Annotated in this window: 11 protein-coding genes; 8 read left to right on the top strand and 3 right to left on the bottom strand. The window is 68.2% G+C overall.

From position 1 onward, the window contains the following. Positions 1-112 precede the first annotated feature (112 nt). From B0F77_RS22075 to pknB, 7 genes are read left to right on the top strand one after another with little or no spacing between them, the layout of a single operon-like run. A complete protein-coding gene (locus tag B0F77_RS22075; protein WP_086664861.1) occupies positions 113-1,363 on the top strand; it encodes an FHA domain-containing protein in 1,251 nt (416 codons plus the stop codon). A 51-nt stretch (positions 1,364-1,414) separates the two neighbouring features. Then, positions 1,415-1,876: an FHA domain-containing protein FhaB/FipA gene (locus B0F77_RS22080; protein ID WP_030465595.1), complete on the top strand. Its 462-nt coding sequence runs from the start codon at positions 1,415-1,417 to the stop codon at positions 1,874-1,876. Next, a complete protein-coding gene (locus tag B0F77_RS22085) occupies positions 1,873-3,294 on the top strand; it encodes a PP2C family protein-serine/threonine phosphatase (RefSeq protein WP_086664862.1) in 1,422 nt (473 codons plus the stop codon). Before B0F77_RS22080 ends, B0F77_RS22085 begins: the two co-directional genes overlap by 4 nt. Positions 3,295-3,297: 3 nt before the next feature. Beyond that, on the top strand, positions 3,298-4,773 hold the full coding sequence (locus B0F77_RS22090) for an FtsW/RodA/SpoVE family cell cycle protein (RefSeq protein ID WP_086664863.1): 1,476 nt from the start codon (positions 3,298-3,300) through the stop codon (positions 4,771-4,773). Then, entirely contained in the window at positions 4,770-6,242 is a 1,473-nt protein-coding gene (locus B0F77_RS22095) for a peptidoglycan D,D-transpeptidase FtsI family protein (protein WP_086664864.1), read from the top strand. Before B0F77_RS22090 ends, B0F77_RS22095 begins: the two co-directional genes overlap by 4 nt. Then, positions 6,242-7,759, top strand: coding sequence for a serine/threonine-protein kinase (locus tag B0F77_RS22100; protein ID WP_086664865.1), 1,518 nt, complete (start codon positions 6,242-6,244; stop codon positions 7,757-7,759). The genes B0F77_RS22095 and B0F77_RS22100 overlap by 1 nt, the downstream gene beginning before the upstream one ends. Before the next feature lie 55 nt (positions 7,760-7,814). Continuing rightward, positions 7,815-9,818, top strand: a complete 2,004-nt coding sequence (pknB, locus tag B0F77_RS22105) for a Stk1 family PASTA domain-containing Ser/Thr kinase (RefSeq protein ID WP_086664866.1) — start codon at positions 7,815-7,817, stop codon at positions 9,816-9,818. Between the two features lie 60 nt (positions 9,819-9,878). On the opposite strand, the gene B0F77_RS22110 is transcribed toward pknB, so the two are convergent. Next, positions 9,879-10,520, bottom strand: a complete 642-nt coding sequence (locus tag B0F77_RS22110) for an aminodeoxychorismate/anthranilate synthase component II (protein WP_086664867.1) — start codon at positions 10,518-10,520, stop codon at positions 9,879-9,881. Positions 10,521-10,597: 77 nt separating this feature from the next. On the opposite strand from B0F77_RS22110, the gene B0F77_RS22115 reads away from it, so the two are divergent. Next, positions 10,598-11,941 (top strand): FAD-dependent oxidoreductase, encoded by a 1,344-nt coding sequence (locus B0F77_RS22115; RefSeq protein ID WP_086664868.1) that lies wholly within the window; start codon positions 10,598-10,600, stop codon positions 11,939-11,941. A gap of 56 nt (positions 11,942-11,997) precedes the next feature. Here the strand turns inward: B0F77_RS22115 and B0F77_RS48720 are convergent, their stop codons facing one another. Together B0F77_RS48720 and B0F77_RS22125 are read right to left on the bottom strand one after the other, a co-directional pair. Next, complete coding sequence (locus tag B0F77_RS48720; protein WP_086664869.1) at positions 11,998-12,153, bottom strand: hypothetical protein; 156 nt, start codon at positions 12,151-12,153, stop codon at positions 11,998-12,000. Next, the gene (locus tag B0F77_RS22125; RefSeq protein WP_245848531.1) at positions 12,153-13,124 is read right to left on the bottom strand and encodes a class E sortase; all 972 of its coding nucleotides are present in this window, start codon (positions 13,122-13,124) and stop codon (positions 12,153-12,155) included. Before B0F77_RS22125 ends, B0F77_RS48720 begins: the two co-directional genes overlap by 1 nt. Between the last annotated feature and the right edge of the window lie 151 nt (positions 13,125-13,275).

Raw genomic sequence — 13,275 nt, forward strand, 5'->3', positions numbered from 1 at the left:
GACGTTGGGAACACTAGCACGCGTCCAAACCAGGTTCCTAATCGCCCCCTGTAGGCGGAGTCGTACCCGGATACGATCGGTACAGGAGCCCGTCCGAGTGGAAGGAGTCGACATGGGCCTGCAACGCTTCGAGCGCAAGCTGGAAGGTCTGGTCGGCAACACCTTCGCGCGCGTGTTCGGCGGCAACGTGGTGCCCCAAGAGGTGGCACAGGCACTGCAACGGGAGGGTGACAGCAACATCCGCGAGCTCGCGGGTGGCAGACTGCTAGCCCCCAACCACTACAAAGTGTTGCTCGGCGCCCAGGACCACGAACGTCTTGCGGGCGACGAGCAGGATGAACTACGCATCACCCAGCTACTCGCAGAGGGCCTGCGGGAGCACCTGGCCGAGTCCGGATGGGATACCTATGGTGACGTCGTAGTCTCCCTGGAGCGCTCCGAGGCGCTGCACACCGGACAGTTCCGAACCAGCTCGTCCGTCGACCCCGACGTGAAAGCGGCCAGCCGACGGTCAGCACAACCTCGCACCGCAGGAGACCGACCCATGAGCCAGCCACCCGGCTACGGACAAGGACAGGGCCAGCCCGGCCAGGACCCTTATGGTCAGGGCGGCTACGGCCAGCAGGGCTACGACCAGCAGGGCTATGACCAGCAGGCCTACGGCCAGCAGCAGGGTTATGGCCAGCAGCAGGGCTACGACCAGGGCCAGCAAGGCGGCTATGACCAGGGTTATGGCCAGCAGCAGGGCTACGGCGGTGGCCAGCAGCAGCAGGGCTATGACCAGGGTTACGCCGGCGGCCAGCAGGGCGGCGGTTACGACCAGGGTTACGGCCAGCAGCAGGGCTACGGCCAGCAGGGCTACGACCAGGGTTACGCCGGCGGCCAGCAGGGCGGCGGCTACGACCAGGGCTACGGCCAGCAGCAGGGCGGTGGCTACGACCAGGGTTACGGCCAGCAAGGCGGGTATGACCAGGGTTACGGCCAGCAGCAGGGCTACGGCCAGCCAGGCGGCTACGACCAGGGCTACAACCAGGGCGGATACGCCCCGCCGGCCACCCAGGGCGCCAACCGTCAGCTCAACGCGACCCTGCATCTCGACGACGGTTCCAACCGCACGTACAACCTCAAGCAGGGTGGAAACGTCGTAGGACGTGGGCAGGAAGCCGACTTCCGCCTCCCGGACACGGGAGTCTCCAGGCGCCACCTGGAAATCTCGTGGGACGGGCAGAATGCGATGCTCGCTGATCTCGGTTCGACCAACGGGACCACGGTGAACGGCACGCCAGTGCAGACTTGGCAACTCGCGGAGGGCGACGTCGTCCGCATCGGCCACTCGTCACTGGTCTTCCGTACCGCGGGCTAGAGGTCGACACGGGCGTCGGTAAGCAACTCAAGGCAGGAGCGGTTACAACCGGTGCCAGAGCTGGTGATGCAGCTGACCAGAGCGGGCTTTCTCGTGCTCCTCTGGCTCTTTGTGCTGGCCGCCCTACGTGTGGTCCGCTCTGATCTCTACGCAGCCTCAGGGCTCCGGGCGTCAGGTCTGCCTGGATTCCGGAGGTCCGAGAAGTCGGCGAGGGGAAGCAAGGCGCCTCGGCAACTCGTGGTCACCCACGGGGCGCTGACCGGCACCCGCATCTCGCTCGACGGCAGGCCGATCCTGATCGGCCGCGCTGACGACTCCACTCTCGTCCTGGACGACGACTTCGCGTCGACCAGGCACGCGAGGCTGTCCATGCGCGGCACCGACTGGTACGTGGAAGACCTCGGCTCCACGAACGGCACCTACCTAGACCGAGCCAAGGTCACCGCACCCCTGCGAGTACCTCTCGGCACCCCGATCCGCATTGGCAAAACGGTGATCGAGCTGCGCTCATGACCTTGGTTCTTCGATACGCGGCCCGCAGCGACAGGGGCCTGGTTCGCTCCAACAACCAGGACTCCGTGTACGCGGGCCCTCGCCTGCTCGCAGTCGCCGACGGCATGGGTGGCCACGCCGCCGGTGAAGTCGCGAGCAAGGTGGTCATCGCCTCGCTGGCCCACGTCGACGACGACGAGCCAGGTGACGACCTCCTCGGCAAGCTCCGCGACGCGGTCGCGGCCGGCAACGGCGCCATCTCCGAGCTCGTGACGAGCGACCCGGACCTGGAGGGCATGGGCACCACGCTCACGGCCATCCTGTTCGCGGGCAACCGCCTCGGGCTCGTACACATCGGCGACTCACGGGCGTACCTCCTGCGGGAAGGCACCTTCGCGCAGATCACGCACGACGACACGTTCGTCCAGTCGTTGATCGACGAAGGCCGGATCACGCCGGACGAGGCCGCCACGCACCCGCAGCGCTCGCTGCTGCTGCGGGCGCTCACCGGCCACGACTTCGAGCCGAGCCTCACCGTGCGGGAGGCACGCTCCGGCGACCGGTTCCTGCTCTGCTCGGACGGTCTGTCCGGCGTCGTGAGCCTGGAGACGCTCGACGAGGCGATCCGCATCCCGGACCCGCAGGCCTGCGCGGACCGCATGATCGAGCTCGCGCTCAAGGGCGGCGGCCCCGACAACGTCACGGTGATCGTGGCGGACGTCGAGGACGTCGACTTCGGTGACGACTACCCGATCGTCGGTGGCGCGGCCGGTGACGGCAGCGAGGAGCACAACACCCCGCCGGACTCCGCGGCCTCCAGGGCGAGCGCGCTCACACAGCAGCGCCCGCCGATGCCGCAGCGCATGGACGCGCCGATGCCACCGCCGCAGGACCCGAAGCGCAAGAAGCGGACCGCCATCAAGGCGTTCGTGATCATCTTCGTGCTGCTGGTGCTGGCCGGGGTCGTGGCGGTCGGCGGCAAGCTGTGGCTCAACACCCAGTACTACGTGGGTGCCACCGAGGACGGTCAGGTCGCGATCTTCCGCGGTCTGAACGGCTCGGTGCTCGGCTTCAAGCTGTCGTCCAAGGTCGAGGACTCCTGTCCGCCCGGTTCGACGGGCTGCAAGCCGGTCGCGCTGAAGGACCTGCAGGAAGCCGGTCGCAAGACCATCACCGCGGGTATCCGCAGCGACAACGGACTGGACGGCGCACGCGCCGCGGTCAGGTTGCTGCGCACCGAGCACATGCTCCCGTTCTGCAAGGACACGTCGACGACGCCGAGCACCCCGACGTCACCGACGACCCCGTCCAGCACCGGGTCCAGCACGCCGACCAGTCCGCCGCCGGCGAACGGCGCGACCCCGGAGACCGGGGCCACCGAGCCGTCGCCCACCCAGAGCGGGCAGAAGGTCGGCGTGGAATGCCGGGAGGGTCCGTAGTTGATGGGCTCGCCCGCCCCCGTCGGGGAAGGCTCACCAGCCGCGTCGGTGGCGACCAACACGTCGCCAGGTCTGCGACCGCCGACGCGGCGCGGCACCGAACTGGTGATGCTCTCGTTCGCCGCAGGTCTCGTGACCCTGGCGCTGATCCTGGTGGAACTCAACCAGGAGCGGTCGCTCAGCCTGAGGATCGTCTACCTCGGTCTCGCGTACCTCGGCCTCTTCGCCTGTGCCCACCTCGCCGTGCGCAGGTGGGCGCCGTACGCCGACCCGGCGATCCTGCCGTGCGTCGCGTTGCTCAACGGGCTCGGCCTGGTGGTCATCCACCGGATCGACCTCGCCCTGGAGGGCGTCAAGTTCCTGGACGGCTCGGTGTGGGAACCGGTCGCGTTCAAGCAGGTCATCTGGACCGCGATCGGGTTGCTGCTGTTCGCGGCCACGCTGAAGTTCCTGTCCGACCACCGCACGCTGGCCAGGTTCGGCTACACCTTCGGCCTCGCCGGGCTCGTCGCGCTGCTGCTGCCCGGTGTGCTGCCGGGCTTCATCGCGCCGACCATCAACGGCGCGAAGATCTGGCTGCGGATCGGTCCGTTCTCCATCCAGCCGGGTGAGTTCGCCAAGATCCTGCTGATGGTCTTCTTCGCCGCGTTCCTGGTGTCGAAGCGGGACCTCTTCACCACCGCTGGCCGCCGGTTCCTCGGCATGGACCTGCCGCGCGCCCGCGACCTCGGCCCGTTGTTCGCCGCGTGGGGCGTCACGGTCGCGGTCATGGTGCTGCAGAAGGACCTCGGCTCCTCGCTGCTGTTCTTCGGCATCGTGCTGGTGTTGCTCTACATCGCCACCGAACGCGCGGCGTGGGTCGTGCTCGGTGTCGGCCTGTTCTCCGGCGGCGCGGTCATCGCGTGGAGGCTCTTCGAGCACGTCCAGCAGCGCGTGGCGAACTGGCAGGACCCGATCGCGCGGTACGACCTGGAATTCGGCGGCGGCTACCAGATCTCGCAGTCGCTGTTCGGTCTCGCGACCGGCGGCATCGGTGGTGCCGGTCTCGGCGCCGGCCGCCCGGAGATGATCCCCGAGGCGAACTCCGACTTCATCACCGCGGTGATCGGCGAGGAACTCGGGTTCGTCGGCCTCGCCGCGGTGCTGCTGGTCTACATGGTCTTCGCGCTCCGCGGCCTGCGCGGTGCCATCTCGGTGCGCGACAGCTTCGGCAAGCTGCTCGGCGGCGGCCTGGCGTTCGCGGTCTGCTTCCAGGTGTTCATCGTCGTCGGCGGTGTCACCAAGCTGATCCCGATGACGGGTATCACCGCACCGTTCCTGTCCTACGGCGGTTCGTCGTTGCTCGCGAACTACATCCTGGTCGCGTTGCTACTGCGAATTTCTGCCGCGGCGAGGGCTCCACAGCGGGCTCCCAAGCCGAAACCGCAACAACCGGCTATCGCCGACCAGCACACTGTGATGGTGGAGCGTCCCAAATGAACACACCGCTCCGCCGCGTCGGCATGGCCATGATGGTGATGATCGTGCTGCTCCTGGGCAACGCGACCTGGGTGCAGGTGATCAACGCCGACAAGTGGCGCTTGAACCCGCACAACAAGCGCGTGCTGCTCGACGAGTACGCCCGCAAGCGCGGCCTGATCACGGTCGCCGACGGCACGGTGATCGCGGACGTCAAGGAGACGACGGACCGTCTCCGGTACCTGCGCACCTACAACAACGGTCCGGCGTACGCACCGGTCACCGGCTACCTGTCGGTCACCTACGGCACGGCCGGTCTGGAGCGTGCGGAGAACGACCTGCTGAACGGCTCCGACGACCGGCTGTTCGCGCGCCGCGTCTCGGCGTTGATCACCGGTCGTGACCCGGTCGGCGGCAACGTGCAGCTCACCGTGCTGCCGAAGGTCCAGCAGGTCGCGTACGACCAGCTGACGGCGAAGGGCTTCACCGGCTCGGTGGTCGCGATCAAGCCGGACACCGGTGAGATCCTCGCGATGGTGAGCACGCCGTCCTACGACCCGAACCTGCTCGCGAGCCACGACGCTGACGAGCAGGCGGCGGCGTGGAAGCAGTTCAACGCGAAGGACTCGAACGACCCGCTGCTCAACCGGGCGACGCAGGCCCTCTACCCGGCCGGTTCGACGCTGAAGGTCGTGGTGGCCGCGGCCGCGCTCGCCGACGGCAAGACCAAGGACACGCAGTACACCGCGGCCGGCACCATCAAGCTGCCGAACACGCAGACGGATCTGCCGAACTTCAACGGCACCCCGTGCGGCCCCGGTCAGACGGTGTCGATGGAGACCGCGCTCGCCAAGTCGTGCAACACGGCGTTCGGTGAGATGGCGGGCCAGCTCGGTGCGAACAAGCTGCGCCGGCAGGCGGAGAAGTTCGGCTTCAACGACCCCGGCCTGCAGGTGCCGATGCCTGTCGAGACCTCGACGCTGGGCCAGATCGAGGACGACGCGGCGCTGTACCAGACGGGCATCGGCCAGCGGAACGTGCAGATCACCCCGCTGGAGAACGCGGTCATCGCGGCGACGATCGCCAACGGCGGCAAGCGCATGCAGCCGCACCTGGTGTCGAAGATCCTCGGCCCGGACCTGAAGCCGCTCGACGAGACCGACCCGAACGAGCTCGAGTCCGCGATGAGCTCGGCGAACGCGTCCACGCTGCGCGACATGATGATCCAGTCGGAGACCAACACCGGCGGTGAGGGTCGTCAGCAGGGCCTCCAGATCGCCTCGAAGACCGGCACCGCCGAGCACGGCGCCAAGCCGCTCGAGAACAACCCGCACGCCTGGTACATCGCGTTCGCGCCGGCGCAGAAGCCGGAGATCGCGATCGCGGTGATCGTGGAGGACGGTGGCGACCGCGGTCTGGGTGCCACCGGTGGCAAGGTCGCCGCTCCGATCGGGCGCGCCGTGATCAACGCGTACATGGCTGGTCGCTGATGCTCACCAAAGGCCAGCTCCTAGCCGACCGCTACCGCCTCACCAGGCGGATCGCGGTCGGTGGCATGGGCGAGGTCTGGGAAGGCGCCGACGAACGGCTCGACCGCCGGGTGGCCGTGAAGGTGCTGAAGGCGGAACTCTCGGGCGACCCGGAGTTCCTGCACCGCTTCCGCACCGAGGCGCGGATGACCGCGTCGCTCAACCACCCCGGCATCGCGTCGGTGCACGACTACGGCGAGACCGCGTCCGTCACCGACGGTCCGGAGGACACCGCGTACCTCGTGATGGAGCTCGTCGAGGGCGAACCGCTCGCGACGATCATCTCGCGGGGCCGGCTCACCGCCGACGTGACGCTGGATCTGCTGGAGCAGACCGGAAACGCGTTGCAGGCGGCCCACGAACGCGGGCTCGTGCACCGGGACGTGAAGCCCGGCAACATCATGGTCACGCCGTCGGGGAAGGTGAAGATCACCGACTTCGGCATCGCGAAGGCCGTGGACGCCGCACCGGTGACGCGGTCGGGAATGGTGATGGGGACCGCGCACTACATCGCTCCCGAGCAGGCACTTGGTGGCGAGGCCGAACCGGCGAGCGATGTTTACTCGTTGGCGGTGTGTGGCTACGAATGTCTGGCCGGGCACCGGCCGTTCCTGTCCGACAACGCGGTGACCGTGGCGATGATGCACATCCGCGACATCGCGCCGCCGTTGCCGCCGGACGTCCCGCCGGGTGCGCGGACGTTGATCGAGGCCACGCTGGTGAAGGACCCGCGGCAGCGCTACCGGACCGGTGGCGAGTTCGCCGCGGCGGTCAGCGCGGTGCGGGTCGGTCAGCCGCTGCCGACGCCGTCCGGGTTCACGATGCCGCCGGTCATCCCGCAGCACGTGCCCCAGCAGATGGCCCAGCAGCAGATGACGCAACAGCAGATGGTGCCCCAGCAGGGCGTTCCCCAGCAGGCACCACCACCGCCACAGGTTTCGCAGCCGCTGCCGATTCCACCGCAGATGGCGCACCACCAGGGCCGTCCAGGTCCCGGTACCCATCCCGCGATGCAACCGGCACACCAAACCGGCACCTTCGCGCCCATGCCGACACCACCGGGGAGAAACCGGACCGTCGTCTGGGTTATGGTCGCTTTTCTGGTGGCCGTGCTGCTGGTGCTCGGCGTGGTCGTGCTGTGGAAGTTGACCGTGAAGTCGAACGACGGCAACGGGCAAAGCGGCGGGCCGACCACCTCGACTTCGGCGAACCCGAAGCCGCCGGCGAACAGCCAGGTGAAACCGGACACCGCCGACCGGATACCGGGCAACGCCATGAAACAAATCGACGAGGACGACTACATCGGTCGTTCTGGCGACGAGGTCAGGACAGATCTGATCGGCCAAGGCATGGACCCCAGGGTGCAAAGCGCGCAGGGCACATCGCCGGGCGACCTGAAGAAGTGCCGGGTCACCGCCATCTCGCCGACAGGTGGGGTGCCGACAGGCTCGCAGGTGAAGGTGACGTGCGCGCCATGAGCAAGGCCAGAACCGAGTTGGGAACACCGTCGACTAGGAGCGGGACGAAGCACCGATGAGCACTCCGCGACTGCTCTCAAACCGCTACGAACTGGGCGAGACCCTCGGCTACGGCGGCATGTCCGAGGTCCACAAGGGGCGGGACGTCCGCCTCGGCCGAGACGTGGCGATCAAGGTGCTGCGCGCAGACCTCGCCCGCGACTCCCAGTTCCAGGAGCGGTTCCGGCGCGAGGCCCAGAACTCCGCTGCCCTGAACCACCCGGCGATCGTCGCCGTCTACGACACCGGCGAGACGCAGACCGAGTACGGCCCGCTGCCCTACATCGTGATGGAGTTCGTCGACGGACGGACACTGCGCGACATCGTGAAGACGCAGGGCCCGCTGTCGGGCAAGCGCGCGATGGAGGTCATGGCCGACGTCTCGGCCGCACTCGACTTCAGCCACCGGCACGGCATCGTCCACCGCGACGTGAAGCCGGCCAACGTGATGATCACGAAGTCCGGCGCCGTGAAGGTGATGGACTTCGGCATCGCGAGAGCCCTGCACGATGGTCAGGCCGCGGTCACGCAGACCGCCGCGGTCATCGGCACGGCCCAGTACCTGTCGCCGGAGCAGGCGCGCGGCGAGTCCGTCGACGCCCGTTCCGACGTCTACGCGGCCGGTTGCGTGCTGTTCGAACTGCTGACCGGCGAGCCCCCGTTCACCGGTGACTCCCCTGTCGCCGTCGCGTACCAGCACGTCCGGGAAGACCCGAAGGCTCCTTCGCAGCTCAACCCGAAGGTGTCGCCGCAGCTCGACGCGATCGTGCTGAAGGCGATGTCGAAGGGTCCGGCGAACCGCTACCAGTCGGCCGCCGAGATGCGTGGCGACCTGGTCCGCGTGCTGTCGGGTCAGCGTCCGTCCGCGCCGGCCGTCATGACGGCCGAGGACCGCACCGCCGTGATGAACGAGCAGGCGGCGCGTACTCCGCGCACGCAGGTGATCTCCGGTGGCGGCCGGCACCGCCCGGCGGCGTTGAAGTCGGAGCCGGAGGACGACTACGACCCGATCGCCGACGAGGAAGAAGAGCGTCGCGCGAGGCGCAAGAAGGCCATCATGATCACGCTGGTGGTGATCCTGTGCGTGGCCGTCCTCGGGCTCGCCGCGTGGATCACCAAGAACGTGATGGGCTCTGGCAACGAGGCGGCGCAGAAGGTTTCCGTTCCGTCGATCGTCGGCCTCAGCCCGTTGGAGGCCAAGGAGAAGGTCCAGAAGGCCGGCCTCGTGGCGAGCCAGGAGGACGTTGCCTGCGAGCCCGGCCCGAACGGCGCGCCGGCCAAGTGCACGGCCGACCAGATCAACAAGGTGATCGGCACGAACCCGCCGGAGGGCAGTCAGCTCGCGAAGGGTTCTTCGGTCACCATCTCCGTCGGCGCGCCTCCTGGTGAGGGCACCGTGCCGGACCTGGTGGGCAAGTCCCCGCAGGAAGCTCAGGCGATCCTGGACAAGGACCCGAACGGCTTCAAGCTGCAGCAGGCCGCTGACCAGGTCGAGGTCGACGACCAGACCAAGGTCGGCAAGGTCGCGGCGCAGAACCCGGCGACTGGCCTGAAGCTCAAAAAGGGCGGCACGATCAGCATCCAGCTCGGCAAGGCGCCGGAGAAGCAGAACGTGCCGAACGTCGTGGGCAGCGACCAGGCCGACGCCCGCCAGACGTTGGAGGGTTCCGGCTTCAAGGTCAACGTCGAGCAGGTCGACAGCGCCAAGCCCGCGGGCGAGGTCGTTTCGCAGAGCCCGGTCGGCAACTCCAAGGCGGCCAAGGACACGCAGGTCACCATCCGCGTCTCGAAGGGCAACCAGTTCGAGATGCCGGACCTGACCGGGCTCAAACAGGACGAAGCGGAGAACAAGCTGAAGTCGCTCGGTTGGAACGGCGCCTTCAACGTGACGAAGCAGCAGGTCACCGATCCGACGCAGAAGGACAAGGTGATCCAGCAGCAGCCGGCGAAGGGCACGGCGATCACCAAGGGCACGGCGGTGACGGTGACCGTGGGCCAGTTCGGGATCGGCGGAGGCTGACGTAGCGCATGAATAAGGGGCGGCTTCCTCGCGGAAGCCGCCCCTTTTTCGTTCTCGGTCTTACTGGCGTGCGGCCGCGGCGAGCGTGCGCATGCCGGTTTCCAGCTGCGCGACCGTGGCCTCGGGGACCTCGAAGCCGCAGACCTTCAGCCAGTTGGCGAGCATCCGGTGACCGCCGTCGGTCAGCACGGACTCGGGGTGGAACTGCACACCCTCGACCGGAAGTTCCCTGTGGCGCATGGCCATCACGATGCCGGTCTCGGTCTTGCCGGTGACCTCGAACTCGGCGGGGATCGTCTCGGGCAGCACCGTCAACGAGTGGTAGCGGGTCGCGATGAACGGCTGCGGCACACCGGCGAGCACACCCTGGCCCTCGTGGAAGACGATGCTCGTCTTGCCGTGCAGCAACTCGGGCGCGCGGTCGACCGTGCCGCCCCACAGCACACCGATCGCCTGATGGCCGAGACACACGCCGAAGACCGGTTTGCCGGTGTCGGCGCACTTCTTGATGACGTCGATGCTCGCACCCGCGCGCTCCGGCGTACCGGGGCCGGGACTGACGAGCACGCCGTCGACGTCGTCGATCTCGTCGAAGTCAACCTCGTCGTTGCGCCGCACGACGCACTCCGCACCCAGCTGAGCCAGGTACTGGACCAGGTTGTAGACGAAGCTGTCGTAGTTGTCGACCACGAGCACGCGCATGGACAGAGCCTAGTCGGTCGAGTCGAGTGAGTTAGCTCTCGTCTCCACGCAGGTAAGGCTACCCTAAAATAGGTGTCATGAGTCGTCCCTTGCGCGTCGCGGTCGTCGGCGCTGGTCCGGCGGGCGTCTACGCCGCCGACATCCTGACCAAGTCCGACGTAGACGTGCAGATCGACCTCTTCGAGAAGCTGCCGGCGCCCTACGGCCTCGTCCGCTACGGCGTCGCCCCCGACCACCCGCGCATCAAGGGCATCGTCTCGGCTTTGCAGAAGGTGCTCGACAAGCCGAACGTCCGGTTCTTCGGCAACGTCGAGTACGGCGTCGACGTGAAGCTCGACGACCTGCGCCAGTTCTACGACGCGGTCATCTTCTCCACCGGCGCTTCTGCCGACCGTGCTCTGGACATCCCCGGCATCGACCTGCCCGGCAGCTACGGCGCTGCGGACTTCGTGTCCTGGTACGACGGCCACCCCGACGTCCCGCGCACCTGGCCGCTGACCGCGAAGTCGGTCGCCGTCCTCGGTGTCGGCAACGTCGCCCTGGACGTGGCCCGGATCCTGGCCAAGACCGCCGACGAGCTGCTGGTCACCGAAATCCCGGCGAACGTGCACGAGGGCCTGGCGTCGTCACCGGTCACCGACGTCCACGTCTTCGGCCGCCGCGGCCCGGCCCAGGCCAAGTTCACGCCGCTGGAGCTGCGCGAACTCGACCACTCGCCGAACGTCGAGGTGATCGTCCACGCCGAGGGCATCGAGTTCGACGAGGCCTCGATGCACGCGATCAGGACCAACAAGCAGGTCGAGATGATCGTGAAGACCCTCCAGGAGTGGGCGATCCGCGACGTGGGCAACCGTCCCCGCCGCCTGCACCTGCACTTCCTGGAGGCACCGGTCGAGGTGCTGGGCACTTCCTCGGTCGTCGGTCTGCGCACCGAAACCCAGGAGCTCACCGGCGACGGCAACGTCCGCGGCACCGGCGTCTTCACCGACTGGGACGTCCAGGCCGTGTACCGCGCCGTCGGTTACCTCTCGACGCACCTGCCCGACATCCCCTTCGACCACGTGTCCGGCACGATCCCGCACCTCGCCGGCCGGGTGCTGGACCTCGACGAGGTGCCCATGCCCGGCGTCTACGCGACCGGCTGGATCAAGCGCGGACCGATCGGCCTGATCGGTCACACGAAGGGCGACGCCCTGGAGACCATCACCAGCCTGCTCGAGGACGCCGCCTCGCTGCCGCCGGCCTCGTCGCCTTCACCTTCGGCGGTGGTCGAGTTCCTCGAGCAGCGCGGGGTGCCGTTCGTGACCAACGAGGGCTGGAGCCGCCTCGACCTGCACGAGATCGCCTTGGGCGCCGTGCAGGGCCGCGAGCGCGTGAAGGTCGTGTCGCGCGAGGAGATGACCGCGATCTCGAACGGCTGACCAGCCGTTCCGCTGATGAAGCCGCCACCGTGTGGGCACGGTGGCGGCTTCACGGCTCACTGCGTGGTGACGTTGTTGAACGGCAGCTTCGGCTCCGCCCACGGGAACACCACGAACATCAGCAGCCCCACGATGACGGCGACCAGCACGACCGCCTCGATGACCCGCAGGAAAAGCGGGCCCGGCAGGTTCCGCCAGATCCAGCCGTACATCAGCCCTCCTTCATCTCGGGCGGCACGAAGCCGTCGGCCACCGGGTAGCTCTTGGTCTCGATGGCGTGCACGATCAGGCGCTGCCGGTCGGAGAAGCGCGGGTGGCAGGTCGTCAGCGTGAGCAGGCGGGCCTGCTTGTCCGCCGGCACGGTGGCGCCCACCTGGTGCGGGATGGGCGCGATGACCTCGCCCTGGGTCGGGACGACGATCTCCTGGCCGACGGTCTTCGCGTAGGCGTCGCCGAGGGTCGTCGACAACGGGGCCACGCCGGCACACGGAGCCTGCGTCGCCTTCGGGTTCGAGGCCCAGCCGGCCACCTCGCTGCTCATGGGGAGCACTCGGTAGACGAACCACTGGGTCTGGGTCTGCACCACGACGGCGTTGCAGGACTCGAGCAGGTCCAGGTCGTTGAACGGCGCGCCCTTGCCGACGCGGTGACCGGCGATCGCGAAGTTGCCCGCCTCGCCCGGCTGGGCGGTGTCCTTGTAGTGGCCGGGGCCGATTTCGAGGTGCTTGTCGGTGGTGCCCTCGACGACCGAGAACTTCCAGTCGTTGCCGAAGACCGGGATGTACATCTTCGCGAAGGCCTTGCCCTCGATGAGGTTCAGCTTCGACTGGCGGTTCGGGTCGGCCGGGGGCGGCGTGACGACGTTCGAACTCCACTCGGAGTCGAGGGCCGCCGTGGCGTCCTGCTGCTTCTCCGCGGAGAGCAGGTCGGTCACGTAGACCTCGTAGACGACGAACAGCAGGACGATCAGGCCCATCGTGATGAGGGTCTCGCCGAAGCCGCGCACCGCTTTGCGCGCGAGGCTGTCGGGCGGCGGGGCTGCCTTCTCCGGTTCGTCGTCGTAGTACTCGTCATCGTCGTAGTACTCGTCGTCGTAGTCGTCCTCAATTCGCGGGATCACCTCGGTGGGCGGATCGACCGGGCGAGGACGGGGCGGACCCGGCGGCATTCCCTGCCGCGGCATTCCTCCTGGCGGCGTTCCCTGGCGAGGCATTCCGCCGGGCGGCGTTCCCTGGGGCATCCCGCGCCCAGGGGTGCCCGGTGGCGGTCCCTGCGGCGGGCCGGGACGGCGTGGCGGAGCGCCCGCAGGAGGCAGGCTGCCGGAGAAAGCGCTG

The sequence above is a fragment of the Lentzea kentuckyensis genome (assembly GCF_002150765.1).
Lineage (GTDB): Bacteria > Actinomycetota > Actinomycetes > Mycobacteriales > Pseudonocardiaceae > Lentzea > Lentzea kentuckyensis.

Excerpts from the sequence above, each read along its gene's own strand:
- B0F77_RS22110 (WP_086664867.1), bottom strand. The coding sequence starts at position 10,520 with ATGCGCGTGCTCGTGGTCGACAACTACGACAGCTTCGTCTACAACCTG.
- B0F77_RS22115 (WP_086664868.1), top strand. The coding sequence starts at position 10,598 with ATGAGTCGTCCCTTGCGCGTCGCGGTCGTCGGCGCTGGTCCGGCGGGC.
- B0F77_RS22095 (WP_086664864.1), top strand. The coding sequence starts at position 4,770 with ATGAACACACCGCTCCGCCGCGTCGGCATGGCCATGATGGTGATGATC.
- B0F77_RS22100 (WP_086664865.1), top strand. The coding sequence starts at position 6,242 with ATGCTCACCAAAGGCCAGCTCCTAGCCGACCGCTACCGCCTCACCAGG.
- B0F77_RS22085 (WP_086664862.1), top strand. The coding sequence starts at position 1,873 with ATGACCTTGGTTCTTCGATACGCGGCCCGCAGCGACAGGGGCCTGGTT.
- B0F77_RS22125 (WP_245848531.1), bottom strand. The coding sequence starts at position 13,124 with ATGCCGCGGCAGGGAATGCCGCCGGGTCCGCCCCGTCCTCGCCCGGTC.
- B0F77_RS22075 (WP_086664861.1), top strand. The coding sequence starts at position 113 with ATGGGCCTGCAACGCTTCGAGCGCAAGCTGGAAGGTCTGGTCGGCAAC.
- B0F77_RS48720 (WP_086664869.1), bottom strand. The coding sequence starts at position 12,153 with ATGTACGGCTGGATCTGGCGGAACCTGCCGGGCCCGCTTTTCCTGCGG.
- pknB (WP_086664866.1), top strand. The coding sequence starts at position 7,815 with ATGAGCACTCCGCGACTGCTCTCAAACCGCTACGAACTGGGCGAGACC.
- B0F77_RS22090 (WP_086664863.1), top strand. The coding sequence starts at position 3,298 with ATGGGCTCGCCCGCCCCCGTCGGGGAAGGCTCACCAGCCGCGTCGGTG.